General features: G+C 40.7%; 16 protein-coding genes. 14 read left to right on the forward strand and 2 right to left on the reverse strand.

Features of this window, described 5'->3' with window-relative positions; translation table 11 throughout:
- Positions 1-134 precede the first annotated feature (134 nt).
- The 4 genes from pdhA to lpdA are packed head-to-tail and all read left to right on the forward strand — an operon-like array spanning position 135 to position 5301.
- Positions 135-1244 carry a pyruvate dehydrogenase (acetyl-transferring) E1 component subunit alpha gene (gene pdhA / locus ACYSNU_RS13380; RefSeq protein WP_265457386.1) on the forward strand — a complete coding sequence of 370 codons (1110 nt, stop codon included), beginning with the start codon at positions 135-137 and terminating at the stop codon, positions 1242-1244.
- Positions 1245-1246: 2 nt separating this feature from the next.
- Positions 1247-2224, forward strand: a complete 978-nt coding sequence (locus tag ACYSNU_RS13385; protein ID WP_265457388.1) for an alpha-ketoacid dehydrogenase subunit beta — start codon at positions 1247-1249, stop codon at positions 2222-2224.
- Positions 2225-2249: 25 nt separating this feature from the next.
- Positions 2250-3887: a dihydrolipoyllysine-residue acetyltransferase gene (locus ACYSNU_RS13390; protein WP_461737707.1), complete on the forward strand. Its 1638-nt coding sequence runs from the start codon at positions 2250-2252 to the stop codon at positions 3885-3887.
- Positions 3888-3894: 7 nt separating this feature from the next.
- Positions 3895-5301: a dihydrolipoyl dehydrogenase gene (lpdA, locus tag ACYSNU_RS13395; RefSeq protein ID WP_461737708.1), complete on the forward strand. Its 1407-nt coding sequence runs from the start codon at positions 3895-3897 to the stop codon at positions 5299-5301.
- A gap of 56 nt (positions 5302-5357) precedes the next feature.
- On the opposite strand, the gene ACYSNU_RS13400 is transcribed toward lpdA, so the two are convergent.
- A complete protein-coding gene (locus ACYSNU_RS13400) occupies positions 5358-5678 on the reverse strand; it encodes a hypothetical protein (RefSeq protein WP_461737709.1) in 321 nt (106 codons plus the stop codon).
- Between the two features lie 137 nt (positions 5679-5815).
- On the opposite strand from ACYSNU_RS13400, the gene ACYSNU_RS13405 reads away from it, so the two are divergent.
- Positions 5816-6313 (forward strand): LURP-one-related/scramblase family protein, encoded by a 498-nt coding sequence (locus tag ACYSNU_RS13405; protein WP_461737710.1) that lies wholly within the window; start codon positions 5816-5818, stop codon positions 6311-6313.
- Between the two features lie 57 nt (positions 6314-6370).
- On the opposite strand, the gene ACYSNU_RS13410 is transcribed toward ACYSNU_RS13405, so the two are convergent.
- Positions 6371-7444 (reverse strand): PTS transporter subunit IIC, encoded by a 1074-nt coding sequence (locus tag ACYSNU_RS13410; protein ID WP_461737711.1) that lies wholly within the window; start codon positions 7442-7444, stop codon positions 6371-6373.
- A 150-nt stretch (positions 7445-7594) separates the two neighbouring features.
- On the opposite strand from ACYSNU_RS13410, the gene ACYSNU_RS13415 reads away from it, so the two are divergent.
- From ACYSNU_RS13415 to ACYSNU_RS13455, 9 genes are all read left to right on the forward strand, one after another.
- On the forward strand, positions 7595-7876 hold the full coding sequence (locus tag ACYSNU_RS13415) for a UPF0223 family protein (RefSeq protein WP_461737712.1): 282 nt from the start codon (positions 7595-7597) through the stop codon (positions 7874-7876).
- Positions 7877-8650 (forward strand): inositol monophosphatase family protein, encoded by a 774-nt coding sequence (locus tag ACYSNU_RS13420; protein WP_461737713.1) that lies wholly within the window; start codon positions 7877-7879, stop codon positions 8648-8650.
- 118 nt (positions 8651-8768) lie between these two features.
- On the forward strand, positions 8769-10604 hold the full coding sequence (gene typA / locus ACYSNU_RS13425) for a translational GTPase TypA (protein WP_461737714.1): 1836 nt from the start codon (positions 8769-8771) through the stop codon (positions 10602-10604).
- Positions 10605-11047: 443 nt separating this feature from the next.
- A complete protein-coding gene (locus ACYSNU_RS13430; protein WP_461737715.1) occupies positions 11048-11350 on the forward strand; it encodes a DUF1507 family protein in 303 nt (100 codons plus the stop codon).
- A 3-nt stretch (positions 11351-11353) separates the two neighbouring features.
- Complete coding sequence (locus ACYSNU_RS13435) at positions 11354-12547, forward strand: FtsW/RodA/SpoVE family cell cycle protein (protein ID WP_461737716.1); 1194 nt, start codon at positions 11354-11356, stop codon at positions 12545-12547.
- Positions 12548-12582: 35 nt separating this feature from the next.
- Positions 12583-16011 carry a pyruvate carboxylase gene (locus ACYSNU_RS13440; protein WP_461737717.1) on the forward strand — a complete coding sequence of 1143 codons (3429 nt, stop codon included), beginning with the start codon at positions 12583-12585 and terminating at the stop codon, positions 16009-16011.
- Positions 16012-16032: 21 nt separating this feature from the next.
- Entirely contained in the window at positions 16033-17154 is a 1122-nt protein-coding gene (locus tag ACYSNU_RS13445; RefSeq protein WP_461737718.1) for a CAP-associated domain-containing protein, read from the forward strand.
- Entirely contained in the window at positions 17144-17572 is a 429-nt protein-coding gene (locus ACYSNU_RS13450) for a YlbF/YmcA family competence regulator (protein ID WP_461737735.1), read from the forward strand. Before ACYSNU_RS13445 ends, ACYSNU_RS13450 begins: the two co-directional genes overlap by 11 nt.
- Positions 17562-17939 carry a YlbG family protein gene (locus ACYSNU_RS13455; RefSeq protein ID WP_461737719.1) on the forward strand — a complete coding sequence of 126 codons (378 nt, stop codon included), beginning with the start codon at positions 17562-17564 and terminating at the stop codon, positions 17937-17939. Before ACYSNU_RS13450 ends, ACYSNU_RS13455 begins: the two co-directional genes overlap by 11 nt.
- Positions 17940-17953: the final 14 nt, after the last annotated feature.

The raw sequence follows: 17953 nt of genomic DNA on the forward strand, positions 1-17953 counted from the left end.
AAGAAGCTTATTGCTTGTGTTTATTTTCTAAAGATGGTAGTTTTATATCGAAAGCGAAAATAAATAGTACAGATTCTTGTGCTGTTTCATTCGCGGTTTAGGATTTTTTATTACAGAGAGGAATGTGTGACAAAATGGCAAAGAAGCAAACAGCTATTGATTTTAAAAAATTGCTCAAAGAAGTCAATGCAGATTTTCCAACTTTCCAAATTTTGGATAAAGAAGGGAAAATCGTCAACGAAGCAGCAGTTCCAGATTTATCTGATGATGAATTAGTGGAATTGATGAGTCAAATGGTGTGGGCGCGGGTTCTAGATCAACGTTCAACCGCATTAAACCGTCAAGGTCGTCTAGGTTTCTACGCCCCAACAGCTGGTCAAGAAGCCAGCCAACTTGCAAGTAATTTTGCAATGGAAAAAGAAGATTATTTATTCCCAGGCTATCGTGATGTCCCTCAATTAATTCAACATGGTTTACCTTTAAGCCAAGCTTTCTTATGGTCTCGGGGCCATGTGGCTGGTAACTTATATCCTGAAACATTGACAGCAATGCCACCACAAATCATTATCGGTGCGCAATATGTACAAGCAGCCGGCGTAGCTTTAGGCTTGAAAAAACGCGGTAGCAAAAATGTTGTCTTCACTTATACAGGTGATGGCGGTTCTTCTCAAGGTGATTTCTACGAAGGAATTAACTTTGCTGGAAGTTTCCACGGTAACGCTGTCTTCTTTATTCAAAATAATGGTTTTGCAATCTCAACACCACGGGAAGTGCAGACTGCAGCTGAAACATTAGCACAAAAAGCAGCAGCAGCAGGAATTCCTGGTATTCAAGTTGATGGGATGGATCCATTGGCAGTTTACGCTGTAACTAAAGCCGCTCGTGAATGGGCTGCTGCCGGAAATGGCCCTGTCTTAATTGAAACCTTAACTTATCGTTATGGTCCGCATACTTTATCAGGTGATGATCCAACCCGTTACCGCTCTAAAGAAATGGATGATGAATGGCAACAAAAAGATCCTTTGATTCGTTTCCGTAACTACTTAACTGAAAAAGGTTTATGGAGCGAAGCCAAAGAAGAAGAAATTATTGAAAAAACAAAAGAAGAAATTAAAGATGCGATTGCTGAAGCTGATAAAGCACCGAAGCAAAAAGTTTCTGATTTCTTAAAAAATATGTTTGAAGTTCAACCACAAAGCATTAAAGAACAAATTGCAATTTACGAAGCGAAGGAGTCGAAATAATCATGGCACAAAAAACAATGATTCAAGCTATCACAGATGCCCTAGCTGCTGAACTGGAAAATGATTCAGAAGTTTTAGTCTTCGGTGAAGACGTTGGTAAAAACGGTGGTGTTTTCCGGGCAACAGAAGGTTTACAAGCTAAATTTGGTGAAGATAAAGTTTTCGATACACCACTAGCTGAATCTGGTATCGGTGGTTTAGCTTTTGGTTTAGCGCTAACAGGTTACCGTCCAGTTCCTGAAATTCAATTCTTCGGTTTCGTATTTGAAGTTATGGATGAAATTGTTGGTCAAATGGCCCGCACCCGTTATCGTATGGGCGGTACTCGTCAATTACCAATCACAATCCGTGCGCCATTTGGTGGTGGAGTGCATACACCTGAATTGCACTCAGATAACTTAGAAGGTTTGATTGCACAATCTCCTGGTATCCGAGTAGTTATTCCATCAAATCCTTATGATGCCAAAGGATTATTAATCTCTGCCATCCGCAGCAATGATCCAGTTGTTTATTTGGAACACATGAAACTGTATCGTTCTTTCCGTGAGGAAGTGCCGGATGAAGCTTACGAAGTGCCTTTGGACAAAGCAGCCGTTACCCGTGAAGGAACTGATATCACAGTTGTCACTTATGGGGCAATGGTTCGTGAAGCAGTCAAAGCAGCCGATAATTTAGCGAAAGAAAATATCAGCGTTGAAATTATTGATTTAAGAACAGTCGCACCGCTAGATGTTGAAACAATCATCAAATCAGTTGAAAAAACAAATCGCGTGGTTGTCGTTCAAGAAGCGCAAAAACAAGCTGGCGTAGCTGCTCAAGTTGTTTCTGAAATTTCTGAAAGAGCGATTCTTTCATTAGAAGCACCAATTGGTCGGGTATCTGCTCCTGATACTATCTTCCCATTCGGTCAAGCTGAAAATATCTGGTTGCCAAACGCAAAAGATATCGAAGATAAAGTCAAAGAAATCGCAAACTTTTAATCAGACAGAAGGGAAGAAATAAAAAATGGCTTTTCAATTTAAATTACCTGACATTGGTGAAGGGATTGCTGAAGGCGAAATCGTCAAATGGTTCGTTAAACCCGGCGATACAATCAATGAAGATGATACTTTATTAGAAGTACAAAATGATAAATCAGTAGAAGAAATTCCTTCTCCTGTAACCGGAACGGTGAAAAATATTATCGTTTCTGAAGGCACTGTAGCCAATGTCGGTGACGTTTTAGTCGAAATCGACGCACCTGGCTTTGAAGGCAATGAAGGCGACAGTGGCGTTGCGGCTGAATCCCAAACACCTGCTAGTCCAGCTGCAGAACCTGTTGCAGCAGCACCGGCTGCTGACGGCGGTGTTTACCAATTCAAATTACCAGATATTGGTGAAGGAATTGCGGAAGGCGAAATCGTTAAATGGTTCGTCAAAGCTGGCGACACAATCAATGAAGACGATACTTTATTAGAAGTTCAAAATGATAAATCAGTAGAAGAAATTCCTTCTCCTGTAACTGGAACGGTTAAAAATATTGTTGTTCCAGAAGGTACTGTAGCCAATGTTGGTGACGTCTTAGTTGAAATCGATGCACCGGGACATAATTCTGCACCAGCTGCTGCTCCAAGTACACCAGCGGCACCGGCTGCCAAAGCTGAAACAGCTCAAACGGCTGCACCAAGCAGCAATGGCGTAGTGGCAGTTTCTGATCCAAACAAACAAATTTTGGCAATGCCATCTGTTCGTCAATTTGCAAGAGAAAACAATGTCGATATTTCATTAGTTTCTGCAAGTGGTAAAGGCGGTCGCATTACAAAAGAAGACGTGCAAGCATTTATTTCTGGTGGCGGTCAAGCGCAAGCTCCAGCAGCTACTGAAACTCCTGCTCAAGCAGAAGCAACAACTGCTAGTGCTCCAGCAGCGAAACCACAAGCCTTCACTTCAACTCAAGGTGATTTAGAAGAACGAGTTGCTTTAACACCAACTCGTAAAGCAATTGCTAAAGCAATGGTTACCTCTAAACATACTGCACCTCACGTTACAATGTTTGGTGAAATTGAAGTATCTAAATTATGGGATCACCGTAAGAAATTTAAAGATGTTGCTTTAGAAAACGGCACAAAATTAACCTTCTTGCCATATGTTGTTAAAGCTTTAGTTGCAACAGCTAAAAAATTCCCAATCTTGAATGCATCAATTGATGACGCAAAACAAGAAATTGTTTACAAACATTACTATAATATTGGTATCGCAACAGATACAGATAATGGTTTATATGTGCCAAATATTAAAAATGCTGACAATAAGAGCATGTTCCAAATTGCAGATGAAATCAGCGAAAAAGCTCAACTAGCTCATGATGGCAAATTAACTGGACCTGACATGCGTGATGGTTCAATTACAATTAGTAACGTTGGTTCTGTTGGTGGCGGCTGGTTTACACCAGTTATCAATTACCCAGAAGTAGCTATCTTAGGAGTCGGTACAATTGCGCAAACTCCAGTTGTCAATGCAGATGGCGAAATTGTTGTAGGCCGCATGATGAAATTATCATTGAGTTTTGACCACCGAATCGTTGATGGTGCGACTGCTCAAAAAGCCTTGAACAATATCTTACGTTTATTAGCTGACCCAGAACTATTATTGATGGAAGGATGATTAAAAAATGGTAGTAGGAGATTTTGCCATTGAATTAGATACAGTTGTCATCGGATCAGGCCCTGGCGGATATGTTGCCGCTATCCGGGCTGCTGAAATGGGACAAAAAGTTGCAATTGTGGAGAGAGAATTTATCGGCGGCGTTTGTTTAAACGTCGGCTGTATTCCTTCAAAAGCCTTGATTGCCGCTGGTCACCATTACCAAGATTCTTTAGACTCAAATATTTTCGGTGTTTCTGCAGAAGGCGTTAAGCTAGACTTTGCACAAACACAAGACTGGAAACAAAATAAAGTTGTCAATACGTTAACTTCTGGTGTTGGCATGTTATTAAAGAAACATAAAGTTGAAATTTTGATGGGGGAAGCCTTCTTCGTTGATGATCATACTTTACGGGTAATCCACCCAGATTCAGCTCAAACTTATGAATTTAATAATGCGATTGTCGCAACAGGCTCTCGTCCAATTGAAATTCCTGGCTTTAAATTTGGCGGTCGCGTCTTAGATTCAACAGGCGGTTTGAACTTGCCTGAAGTTCCTAAAAAATTCGTGATTATCGGTGGCGGCGTTATCGGTGCTGAACTTGGTGGCGCTTATGCTAACCTTGGTGCTGAAGTAACGATTATTGAAGGGACTCCTTCAATTTTACCAACCTATGAAAAAGATATGGTTAAACTTGTGACTGATGACTTCAAGAAAAAAGGCGTTACAGTTGTTACTTCTGCAATGGCTAAAGAAGCCGTTGACAATGGCGACAGCGTAACAGTTAAATACGAAGTTGACGGCAAAGAAGAATCCGTAACTGCTGACTATGTCATGGTTACAGTTGGTCGTCGTCCAAACACTGACGATTTAGGTTTGGAACAAGCTGGCGTTGAAGTCGGTGAACGTGGCTTAATCAAAGTTGATAACCAAGGTCGCACCAATATTTCGAATATTTTTGCCATTGGCGATATCGTACCTGGTGCTGCATTGGCTCATAAAGCTTCATATGAAGCAAAAATTGCTGCTGAAGCAATTTCTGGTAAAAAAGTGGCTGTTGATTACAAAGCAATGCCAGCAGTTGCCTTTACCGATCCAGAATTAGCTTCTGTCGGAATGACTGTTGCCGATGCAAAAGCGGCTGGTATCGAAGCAAAAGGTTTTAAATTCCCGTTTGCTGGGAACGGTCGGGCCATTTCATTAAACAAAATGGAAGGTTTCTTGCGTCTTGTCACAACTGTTGATGGCAATGTTGTCATCGGTGCTCAAATTGCCGGTGTTGGTGCCAGCGATATGATTTCTGAATTAGCTTTAGCCGTTGAATCAGGCATGAACGCTGAAGATATTGCTCTTACAATCCATCCTCATCCATCTTTGGGTGAAATTACTATGGATGCTTCTGAGTTGGCATTAGGTTTACCAATTCATATTTAATAGCATTTTGTCACACAAAAAAACCGGGTCGCCATACCCGGTTTTTTATTTTGCACTTATTCTAATTCATTGACAATCACAGTCGCATTGTAGCCGATATAAATATTAGTTTTCAGTCCCGTATCTGCATCGATGTATTCTAAACGACCGTCACCATAGCTAATATCAAATTTACCCGTCTCAGAATAAATCACAGAGCCGTCAGCGTTATAGACTAATATTTCTCGGTTTAACCCGTCATTAAGACTCGATTCGAGATTTTTCTGCCAGCGCTTACCACCAGCGGTCCCAAATACTAAAAATAAAATCAGTGCTGCAATCGCCACTAAAATAATTATCGAGCCTATTAACACTTTACGATTTTTATTTACTTTCATGTAAATCCCCCCTATAAAAAGAGTGTACCATGAAAACTTTATTTTCTGTCAAAACCATAGCTTTTTTCTTGTTGAAAGAAATCTCTTCTATTAATATAGAAGAGAAGATTCCAGAAAAAGCGAAATGAGGGGACTTTATGAAAAAATTATACATCAAGCAAAAAGTTTTCAGCCTTGGCGAAAAGTTTACTGTTAAAGATGAAGCTGCTAATGATCGCTACTTTGTCAAAGGTAGCTTTATGAAAATTCCCAAAGAGTTTCGCATCACCGACACTCAAGGAAAAGAAGTCGGCGTCATTACTAAAAAAGTCGTGAGTCTGCTGCCGAAATTTTTTGTCACTGTCGGCTCAAAAGAAGTGGTGATTGAAAAGAAATTAAGTTTTTTAAAGGCCAAGTATGACATTACTGGCGAAAATTTAAGCATCCAAGGGGATCTTTGGAATATGAACTTCAGTATGATGCAAGAAGGGACTGAGGTGGCAACGGTCAATAAAAAATGGGTCAGTTGGGGCGACTCCTATGAGGTGACCATTCTTAAAGAAGAGCTAGAGGAATTGATTATCTGCTTTGTAGTAGCTTTAGATTACGTAAAATCTGAAGAAAATAATCACAGTAACGCAAATAATAGTAATTAGAAAAAGTCGCTGCTCAGCTGAGGGTAGCTAAGAAGCGACTGTCGATTTAGGTTTGAGTTATTGCATTTCAATCGTTAAAGCACCGGTTTGAACTTTACCAGCTGCTTTCATCAAGCGATAAACGACATAGGTGATAGCTCCGGATAGAAAGACACCGACTGCGATATAAACGATAAAACCAGTTGTGTCATTAGCCAAAAGATTCAATGGTGCAATCAGTGAGTTCAAGCCTAAGCCAGCCAATTGATAGCCAACCCGCAGATTCAAGACAACTGTGGCGATTGGCGCACAAATCGCTGCTGAAATAAATGGTGGAATCACCAGCTGTGGATTTTTCGTTAAATTCGCAAATTGAACTTTTGGAGTAATTAAGCCTTGCGCAATGTTGGCGCCCACTTTATTTTCTCTAAAGGACATGACAGTAAAGCCAACAAATTGAGCCGTGCAACCGATTAAGGCCGCAGCTGATGAGGTCGGATCTAATTGTAGAGCAATCGCTAAAGCAGCCGAAGAAGCTGGTGTCATCAAAAGAGCGCTCCAAGCCACTGAAATGACGATTGAACCAATAATCGGTGAAATAGTGATGGAGTTGGCCATAAACTGACTCAACGCTAACATTAACGGTGTGGTGACGTAAGCCAAACCAACACCAGCTAAACCGCCGACAAAAAGACTACCGAAGGGCACAAGAACCATATCTAAAGGCGTTTTGCCAGTTAACCATTTTCCGACAAGGGCGGCAATTAATCCAGCTAGCACTGCACTGATGGGCTGACCGGTTGTAAAAATTCCAAAACCAGCCGCCTGCGTAGCAACTTGCCCGGTCACAGCAACAGCATCTGTACTTGCTTGCGAAAATAAAACCGCATTGCTGCCGACAGTTGCGGCAATCATTGAACTAAAGACAACTAATGTATTGGTGCCCAATTGAAAAGCAATGCCCGCACCAAAGGCTGGTGCTAATAATAGTTGTGCAATCGTACCAATATTATTAAAGGCGACAATTCCTGTAAAATCGCCGATTGTATCAAATAATAAACCAATCCCTAAAGCAACCAACACAGCATTAGAAATTCCTAATGAAACCTTGTACACATAATCTTTTATTGTTAGTTTTGTTTCTGTCTCCATAATTCCTACTCCTTAATTAAAAACGACTTTGAGAATTTTCTGAAAATTCTATTTTCTGAGTATAGCGCAGGCATTATGAGAGGTCAATGAATTTGCTCATTTTCTCCACATTTTATTTTACAAAAAGAATTTTATGAAACGAGGTGCTCTATGGAGGACTATCAATACCCTCTAGATTTAGATTGGCAGACTACCGAAATGGTCACGGTGATTGATTTATGGCAGGCTGTTGAATTGGCGTATGAAAAAGGCATTGAAAATAAACTCTTTTTAATGAAGTATCAAAAATTTAAGCAGGTTGTTCCGAGCATCGGCGAAGAAAAAAAATTAGGCCGCGAATTTGAAGGTGAGTCTGGCTATTCCCTATATCGAACGGTTCAAGCAGCCAAACAAAATCCGCAAAAAATTTTAAGAATGAAGGGAACTCGTTAAATGACACCATCTGTAAAAGAAATCTCTGCATGGATAAAAGAAGCTGGCACTACAATTAAGGCCTCTTTGACCGCTGAATTAACAATTCAAGAAAAAAGTGATCGCAAAGATTTAGTGACCAATATGGACAAGGCGACGCAACGCTTTTTAATTGATAAAATAGCGGCTGTAGATTCTTCAGCGACTTTTTTAGCCGAAGAAGAAGGTTATTCTGACCAATCAATTGGCACAGGGCGCGTCTATGTGATTGATCCGATTGATGGCACCTTGAATTTTGTTTTGGAAAAAGAAAATTTTTGCATTATGCTAGCCATTTTTGAAGAAGGCGTCGGACAATTAGGTTTTATCTATGACGTCATGAGGGGTGAATTGTATTGGGGCGGCCCGTCAGTCGGAGTCTATTGCAATGACCGTCAAATAAAAAAAGTAACTAATTTGAAATTGTCGGAAGGGTTAGTCGGAATGAACGCCTATATGTACGCTCATAACCGCTTTAATGCCTATGACATCGGCGAGGCTAGCATGGGGGTCAGAGTCAGCGGCTGTGCCGGGATGGAAATGATTGCCATGCTAAAGGGCACCCATCATTCCTATGTATCCAATCTCTCTCCGTGGGATTATGCTGCCGGGATTGTGTTGTTGTCAGTCTTTGGTTTTAAATATTCCAACGCAGATGGAGGGCCTGTTAAATTTTCACAGCGGGAACCGTTTATTATTGCGACGCCGGCTTGCTATGACGATATTTTTAATTTGATGGCAGAGAAAAAAGCTTAAAAAATCTGTAAAAATGATTTTATGGAAGTTTTCGGAAACTTTCTACTATATTTCATAGTTTCTTTCTGGTATAATAAGCAGTCGAATCAAGTTTTATAATTAAAAGGGGACAAAAAAATTGAATTTAAGAAATGATATCCGCAATGTTGCGATTATTGCCCACGTTGACCATGGTAAAACGACATTGGTTGACGAACTATTGAAACAATCCCAAACGTTAGATTCCCATACCCAATTACAAGAACGTGCAATGGATTCCAACGCCTTAGAAAAAGAGCGGGGAATTACCATTCTTGCAAAAAATACAGCTGTTGATTACAACGGTACCCGTATCAATATCATGGACACTCCTGGACACGCCGATTTCGGTGGTGAAGTGGAACGGATCATGAAAATGGTTGACGGTGTGTTATTAGTTGTTGATGCTTATGAAGGGACAATGCCACAAACCCGCTTTGTTTTGAAAAAAGCTTTGGAACAACATTTAACACCGATTGTTGTCGTAAATAAAATTGACAAACCTTCTGCACGACCAGAACACGTTGTCGATGAAGTATTAGAACTATTTATCGAATTAGGCGCTGACGACGATCAATTGGATTTCCCAGTGATTTACGCTTCAGCAATCAACGGTACTTCTAGCTTGTCAGATAATCCAGAAGACCAAGAAGCCAGCATGGCACCAGTCTTTGATACGATTATCGAACATATTCCTGCGCCAGTTGACAATAGCGATGAACCATTGCAATTCCAAGTTTCTCTATTGGATTACAACGACTACGTTGGCCGTATCGGTATTGGCCGCGTTTTCCGTGGTCAAATTAAAGTTGGCGACCAAGTTGCTTTACTTAAATTAGACGGCACAGTCAAAAAATTCCGAGTGACTAAATTATTTGGTTTCTTCGGTTTACAGCGTTTAGAAATTCAAGAAGCCAAAGCCGGCGACTTGATTGCAATTTCTGGGATGGAAGACATCTTCGTTGGTGAAACAGTGACACCAATTGACCATCAAGATGGCCTACCGATTCTACACATTGACGAACCAACTTTACAAATGACTTTCTTGGTGAATAACTCACCATTTGCCGGTCGTGAAGGTAAATTCGTAACTGCTCGTAAAATTGAAGAACGTTTAATGGCCCAATTGCAAACCGACGTTTCTTTAAGAGTTGAACCAACTGGCCCAGATCAATGGATCGTTTCCGGCCGTGGTGAATTGCATTTGTCAATCTTAATTGAAAACATGCGTCGTGAAGGCTATGAATTACAAGTTTCTCGTCCGCAAGTCATTGAAAGAGAAATTGACGGCGTCAAATGTGAACCATTTGAACGGGTCCAAATTGACACACCTGAAGAATACATGGGTTCTGTAATTGAATCCCTTGGCCTGCGTAAGGGCGAAATGCAAGATATGATTCACACTGGCAATGGTCAAGTTAGAATTATTTTCTTGGCGCCAGCTCGTGGCTTACTTGGTTTCACAACTGAATTTTTATCAATGACTCGTGGTTATGGTATTATGCACCACACCTTTGACCAGTATTTACCGATGATTCAAGCACAAATCGGCGGCCGCCATCAAGGTGCGTTGGTTTCAATTGACCAAGGTAAAGCGACAACTTACTCAATTATGAGTATTGAAGAACGGGGAACCGTTTTTGTTGAACCAGGTACTGAAGTGTATGAAGGCATGATTGTCGGCGAAAATGCCCGTGACAATGACTTAACAGTTAACATCACTAAAGCAAAACAAATGACTAACGTGCGTTCTGCCAACAAAGACCAAACCTCTGTCATTAAACGTCCGAAAATTTTAACCCTAGAAGAATCATTAGAATTTCTAAATGATGATGAATATTGTGAAGTGACGCCTGAAAGCATTCGTTTAAGAAAACATATCTTAAACAAAAACGAACGGGAAAAAGCTTCTAAAAAGAAAAAAGTTGCTCAATAATTTAGCCTAATAAGATTGTGATGTAAGTTCGTACAGAATAATGATTCCGAATAAACGTGGCAAGTGCCATGATGTAAGGTAAGTTTGCAATGAGGTCAATTGGACCACAGATGCAAACTTACACCATTCGGAGAGTTATCTGTAAACGACTTGTATCACAGTCTTTTTTTACGCAAAAATGCAAACGCTTCAAAGACGAACTGTGGAAAAAAAGATTTCCAAAAGATTGCTATAACACTATTTAGTTTTTTTATTCGGAAAAACGAACCACAATAAGTTTCACAAAATGCCGATGTTTCACGAAATGAATTTCTTTTTAAAAATTTAACGAAACGTTGAAAGACTGTCTCTATAGGTTTTTCTCAACAAAACCATAGAAAAGATACAATTATTTTCACAGTTGTTGTGCTATAATGTGTTATTAAGATAGGAGGTCGAAGCTGATGGAAAATATTTCTTCAGAATACGCTGTTGAGCTGTTATTAGAAGATGCCGAACGGATTAAAATGTTAATTCGCAATCAGAAAAATAGTTTATGTATTGCCCAGTGCAAAGCCTTCGAGGAAGTCGTTGATACCCAGATGTACGGCTTTTCCCGGCAAGTGACGTATGCGATTCGTTTAGGAATTGTGAACCGGGAGCGGGGCAATCAGCTAATGAGCGATTTAGAACGCGAATTGAATCAATTATATAATGAAGTGTATGAGGAAACCCAAGACAAGGTTGACTTAGGTAAGGAGGGTTAATACTTGTCTAAGATTAAAAAGCGCCATTTTTTAGATTATGGTATCTTGATTCCTTATATTATTCTATGTGTTTTAGGATTATTAATGGTTTACAGTACCACTTCAATTTCGACTTCGGCAGAAAGTGCCGCCAGTGCTTCAGAAGCTCTCAAGCAGCTGGCTTTTTGGATTCTCAGTTTAATTGCGATTTTCTTTATTTATCGCTTAAAAATTGATGTCTTGAAAAATCAGCGGATGATTATTTTGGCGATTGCCGTGATGGTTTTTCTATTAGTTCTAGTATTGTTTATGGATCCGGTAAACGGAGCCCGTGGTTGGATTACCATCCCTGGTGGTTTGGGAACGATTCAACCGGCGGAGTATTTTAAAGTAGTTGTCATTTGGTATTTGGCTTTTGTCTTATCTAGAAGACAAGAGATGATTCAAAAAGACTTCAAGCAATCGATTAACCGACCACTGTTAATGCTGGGTGCTTTAACTTTGCTGATTGTTATTCAACCAGACTTAGGAAATACCGCCATCATCGTATTACTGATGATGATTATGGTTTTAGCCAGTGGAATAAATTACTGGTATTCGATTATTATCGGCCTCGGCGGCATTCTTGCCAGTGTGGGGGTTATCCAATTTATTTTGCATTTCGGGGAAAGCATTATTCCTCAGCGTTTCCAATATGTCTATGATCGTTTTGCGATTTTTACCAATCCCTTTGTCGATGAGTTAAATAATGGCCATCAATTAACCAATGGCTACTATGCGATGTTTAATGGTGGACTTTTTGGTTTAGGCTTAGGCAATAGTATTCAAAAAAGAGGCTTCTTAAGTGCGGCCCAAACGGACTACATCTTTGCCATTTTAATGGAGGAATTAGGCTTAATCGTTGCTCTATTAGTCTTGGGATTGCTTATTTTTATGATTGCTCGGATTTTATTAGTAGGGATTCGTGCCCGCAGTTCCTTTAACTCTTTGATGTGTATCGGAATTGCCAGCTTGTTTATCATTCAAATTTTTATTAACCTTGGCGGTATCAGTGGTATCATTCCACTGACTGGGATTACTTTCCCTTTTATTAGTCAAGGGGGATCGAGTTTATTATGTCTGTCAATTTGTGTCGGCATCGCCTTAAATATTAGTGCAGATGAAAAACGCCAACGCTTTATGGAAGACATCCAACAGCAAGCAATTGCTGTGAAATAAAATGAAGCTTGTTATAATTTTGAAGGAGTGATCTGATGAAAAAAGTTCTTGTTGCAAACCGTGGTGAAATTGCGATTCGTGTTTTTCGGGCCTGTACGGAATTACAAATTCAAACGGTGGGAATCTACGCAGCAGAGGATGAATACTCGGTTCATCGGTTTAAAGCCGATGAAGCCTATTTGGTGGGCGTTGGCCGCAAACCGATTGACGCCTACTTGGATATTGAAGATATTATTCGCATTGCCAAAATGAGTGGGGCAGATGCCATCCATCCGGGATATGGATTGTTATCGGAAAATATTGACTTCGCCAGACGTTGCCAAGAAGAGGGCCTGACTTTTGTTGGCCCGACGCTGCATCAGCTGGATATTTTTGGCGATAAAATTAAAGCCAAAGAAGCAGCGATTGCAGCCGGAATTGCATCCATTCCAGGAACGGATGGTCCGGTGGCTGATATTTCTGAAGTGCTGGACTTTGCCAACACCCACGGCTATCCGATTATGATTAAAGCTGCATTAGGCGGCGGCGGTCGTGGTATGCGGGTGGCCCTTGATGAAAAGGGCGCCAAAGAAGGCTACGAGCGGGCAAAAAGTGAAGCAAAGGCGGCTTTTGGCAGCGATGAAGTCTATGTCGAAAAATATATCGGCAATCCTAAACATATTGAAGTTCAAATTTTAGGGGACACACATGGGAATGTGCTGCACTTGTTTGAACGGGATTGTTCTGTTCAACGTCGCCATCAAAAAGTTGTCGAGGTAGCTCCCTGTGTATCTTTACCGCCAACTCAAAGAACAGCCATTTGTGATGCCGCCGTTCAATTAATGAAACATGTCGGCTATGTCAATGCCGGCACCGTTGAATTTTTAGTTGAAGGTGATCACTTCTATTTTATTGAAGTCAATCCCCGGGTCCAAGTAGAACACACCATTACCGAGATGATTACGGATATTGATATTGTCACCAGTCAACTGCAAATTGCTCAAGGGAAAGATTTGCATACTGAAATTGGGTTACCGCAACAAGACGAGATAAAAATTAAAGGGGCAGCGATTCAGTGCCGGATTACCACGGAAGACCCCTTAAATAATTTTATGCCAGATACTGGAAAAATTGATACCTATCGTTCACCAGGCGGCTTTGGCGTGCGTTTAGATGTCGGCAATGCCTATTCTGGCGCTATTGTAACACCTTTCTTTGATTCCTTATTGGTAAAAGTTTGTACTCACGGGCATTCTTTAGAAGACGCCATTCAAAAAATGCGCCGCTGTTTAGTTGAGTTTCGCATTCGTGGTGTCAAAACCAATATTCCTTTCCTGCAAAAGGTGATTATGCATCCAACTTTTAGAAGCGGTGATGCAAAAACAACCTTTATTGACAATTCGCCGGAATTATTCCAGTTTCCTCGGTTGCGAGACCGGGGCAACAAGACTATGAAGTATATCGGTGAAATTACCATCAATGGGTTTCCAGGAATTGAAAAAACTACTAAAAAATATTTTGATCAACCACGGATTCCAACGGATTTAGTCTTAAAAGAAGACTATCAAACTGCCAAAAATATTTTAGATCAACAAGGGGCCGAAGCAGTTGTTGCTTGGGTCAAAGAGCAACCAAATTTATTATTGACGGACACCACCTTTAGAGATGCCCATCAAAGCTTATTGGCAACTCGGGTCAGAACGCAGGATTTTAAAGAAATCAGCAGCCTGACTGAACAGGCTTTGCCAGAATTATTTTCAAGTGAAATGTGGGGTGGAGCAACCTTTGATGTGGCTTATCGTTTCTTAAATGAGAATCCATGGGAACGGCTGCGGATTATCCGTAAATTAATGCCGAATATTTTGCTACAAATGCTCTTTAGAGGTTCAAATGCGGTTGGTTATTCAAATTATCCAGATAATGTGCTGGTCGAATTTATCAACGAAGCAGCCAAACAGGGAATTGATGTTTTCCGGATTTTTGACAGCTTAAACTGGCTGCCGCAAATGGAAAAAAGTATTCAAGCCGTTCGGGACACCGGTAAAATTGCCGAGGCCGCCATTTGTTATACAGGCGATTTATTAGACCCTCAAAGAGCAAAATACAATGTTGAATACTATAAAGAGATGGCTAAGAATTTACAAGGTATGGGAGCGCATATGATTGCGATTAAGGATATGGCAGGCTTATTAAAACCACAAGCCGCTTATCGCTTAATTAGCGAGCTGAAAGCAACTGTTGATGTGCCAATCCATCTTCATACACATGACACAAGCGGAAATGGCATTATGACTTATGCTGAAGCCGTTAATGCTGGAGTAGATATTGTTGACGTGGCTATGAGCTCCATGAGCGGGGCTACGAGTCAGCCGAGCATGAGCAGTCTTTATTACGCTTTAGCTTACGGTGAGCGTGCACCAGAAATCAACATTCAAAATACCCAAAAATTAAATCATTATTGGGAGGATGTGCGCCAGTATTATGCACCGTTTGAAAATGGTTTAAATGCTCCACAAACAGAGGTTTATCTCCATGAAATGCCTGGTGGACAATATTCGAATCTACAGCAGCAGGCTAAAGCAGTTGGCCTTGGCGCTAAGTGGGATGAAATCAAGGAAATGTATCATACAGTAAACTTGATGTTTGGCGATATTGTCAAAGTGACGCCTTCTTCAAAAGTCGTCGGCGATATGGCATTATTCATGGTCCAAAATCAGTTGAGTGAAGCCGATATTTATGAAAAAGGGGAAGAGCTTAGCTTCCCAGATTCTGTGGTCACCTTTTTCCAAGGGGCTTTAGGTCAGCCAACTGGCGGATTCCCTGAAAAGCTACAACGGATTATTTTGAAGGGCCGACCAGCCTTCACCCAACGTCCAGGAGAATTAGCTGAACCGGTTTCCTTTGAGCAGGTGAAAAAGGAATTACAGGAGAAAATCGGTTTTGAACCGAATCAAGAAGAGATTTTAAGCTACTTGATGTACCCGCAAGTCTTTTTGGATTATCAAACTTCTTATAGTAATTTTGGCGATGTAACGCTTTTAGATACACCAACCTTCTTCCACGGCATGCGTTTAGGAGAATCCGTACCGGTCACTATCGAGCAAGGGAAGACCTTGATTATTCGTCTAGATGAAATCGGCGAACCAGACATCGAAGGCAATCGGACGCTCTTCTTTAATTTAAACGGCCAACGCCGGGAAATTGTCATCAAAGACCGTTCAATCGTCAGCTCTATTCAAACGAAGCGCAAAGCTGAACCGACTAACAAAGAACAAATCGGTGCCACCATGTCGGGCTCTGTCTTGGAGGTCCACGTTAAAAAGGGCGACCATGTTCAAAAGGGTGATACTTTGATGGTTACAGAAGCGATGAAGATGGAAACGGCCATTGAAGCCCGCTTTGACGGCGAAGTCAAACATATTTATGTAGCAAACGGTGAAGCGATTGCTTCCGGTGATTTATTGATTGAAATAACAGAAAAATAGTTAAAGTTAAGGGGGAAAAAGATGAAAAAGTTTTTAGGATTTCTAGCAATTTTTGTCGTAGTCTTGATTGCTTTTTATCTGGAACCCGTCTTTTTCCCACCTGACTTAGCTAGTCCAACAGACGAAGCAGCCGATACTTTAACCTACAACCAATCCCTTAGTTATGAAACGATTCCAACTGAGGGATTTGCTATTTATGTCAATCAAGGGACTAGCCGTTTAAATGAAGAATTTGGAGCACCGATTGCCACGCAGGACACAGGTTTTGGTTATAGCATTGCTACGTATGAAGACCCAGTAAGAAATATTTTCATAGAAGCCAATATTAAAAACGAAACGGTGATGGCCATTAAAGTTGCCGGTGATTCCAGCGACCGGATTGCGCCTTTTCATTTTGGCATGGATTTAACTGATTTAACCTCAGTAACGACTTTATTTTCAAATTTTGATTTTGATTACAATGAACAACCAGTGTCCGTAGAGCTTTCTGAAGAAGATATGAATTATCGGCCGCTAGTGGCCTTCGATAATGATACCTTTGCCATTTTATTTTTTGGTCAACAAAACGGCCAGTTGTACGGGATGGCCTATCTCAATCAAGAAATGCTTTTGCAAATTATGCCTTACCAATGGAATAGCGAACCACTTACCGGCTATCAAACGGCTGAACTTGCTGATGAGCAATGGGCGGCAATCGATACGGCCAACAGTGCTCGGGGAATTAATTTAGTAAATTATTTGCGAAATTTAGAAAAATTGAGCAGCTATCAAACAGACGGGTTGTTATATGACCAGACGAGCCAATTGGCAGCGCAGTTAAAACTGCAGCCGGAAACTTTATTAGAGGATACTGCACTGCGGGAATGGCAGGAATTACAACCAGGGGTTCCCTATCTACAGCAACAGCTATTGAATCAAAGCGACTTTTTAGAAACTAGCATTACTTCCGAACAATGGTTATTAGCAGCCAAGCCTGTTCCGGATGTAACCTTTAGCATCCTCAATTGGTATAGTGATCCTTATCTTCACAATCATTTTGTCGGTGAAGATGAATCATTAGCGATTGCATTTAATCAAGAAGATATGGTAGTCTTATTACAGCAACAAATCGAGACGAAGGTTAGTGATAGCAGTGATTATTAATGAAGAATTATTCGCTTTAGAAGATCAATGCGACAAACTTGTCGCTGAACTTTTAGAGAGTTCCCTATATGATACTTATCTACAAAATAAAAAACAGCTGGCCAATCAAGAGACTCAAGCGTTATTGCTGGATTTTCAGCAGAAGAAAAATGCTTTTGATAAAATTGCCGATTATGGAATCTATGCGCCTGATTATCGCGAAAAAAATCGCGCGCTTAGAAAGAGCAAGCGGGCTCTAGATTTAAATTCGGAGGTCGCAGACTTTCGAGAAGCCGAAACTGCTTTTCAAGGAGCTTTAGACGAGATTTGTTTGGCGGTGGCCAGTCATATTTCAAAAAATATTAAAGTGGATGCCGGCAATCCCTTCTTTGAAGGCGGCAGTCACGCAGGTTGTGGGGGGAATTGTCATGCCAGTTGAACATGAGACACATGAAACAAGCGAAATAGTTGAACCGAAATTTGAAGTTCAAAAACGACGGGGCTTAATTGTCTGGGTCTATAGCTTTAAACAATTAAAAAATCTCAAGCGTTTTGGCTTAGTTCATTATCTATCGAGAAGAATGAAATATGTCTTGCTTTATGTCAACGAAGAAGATGTAGCAGATATCAAAGAACGCATTGAAAAATTGCATTTCGTCCGCAGTGTCGAGCCATCTTATCGGCCGGATGTGGAAATGAATTTTGCTGAAAAAATTGGTACTAGAGCCGCTTATCAAATGGATGATGATGAAGGCTTTGAAGTGGAAGAGTTAAGTACAGAAATACGCCTAGCAGAAGGCGTATAAAACGGGGATGAAAG

The sequence above is a fragment of the Enterococcus sp. LJL120 genome (assembly GCF_054871765.1).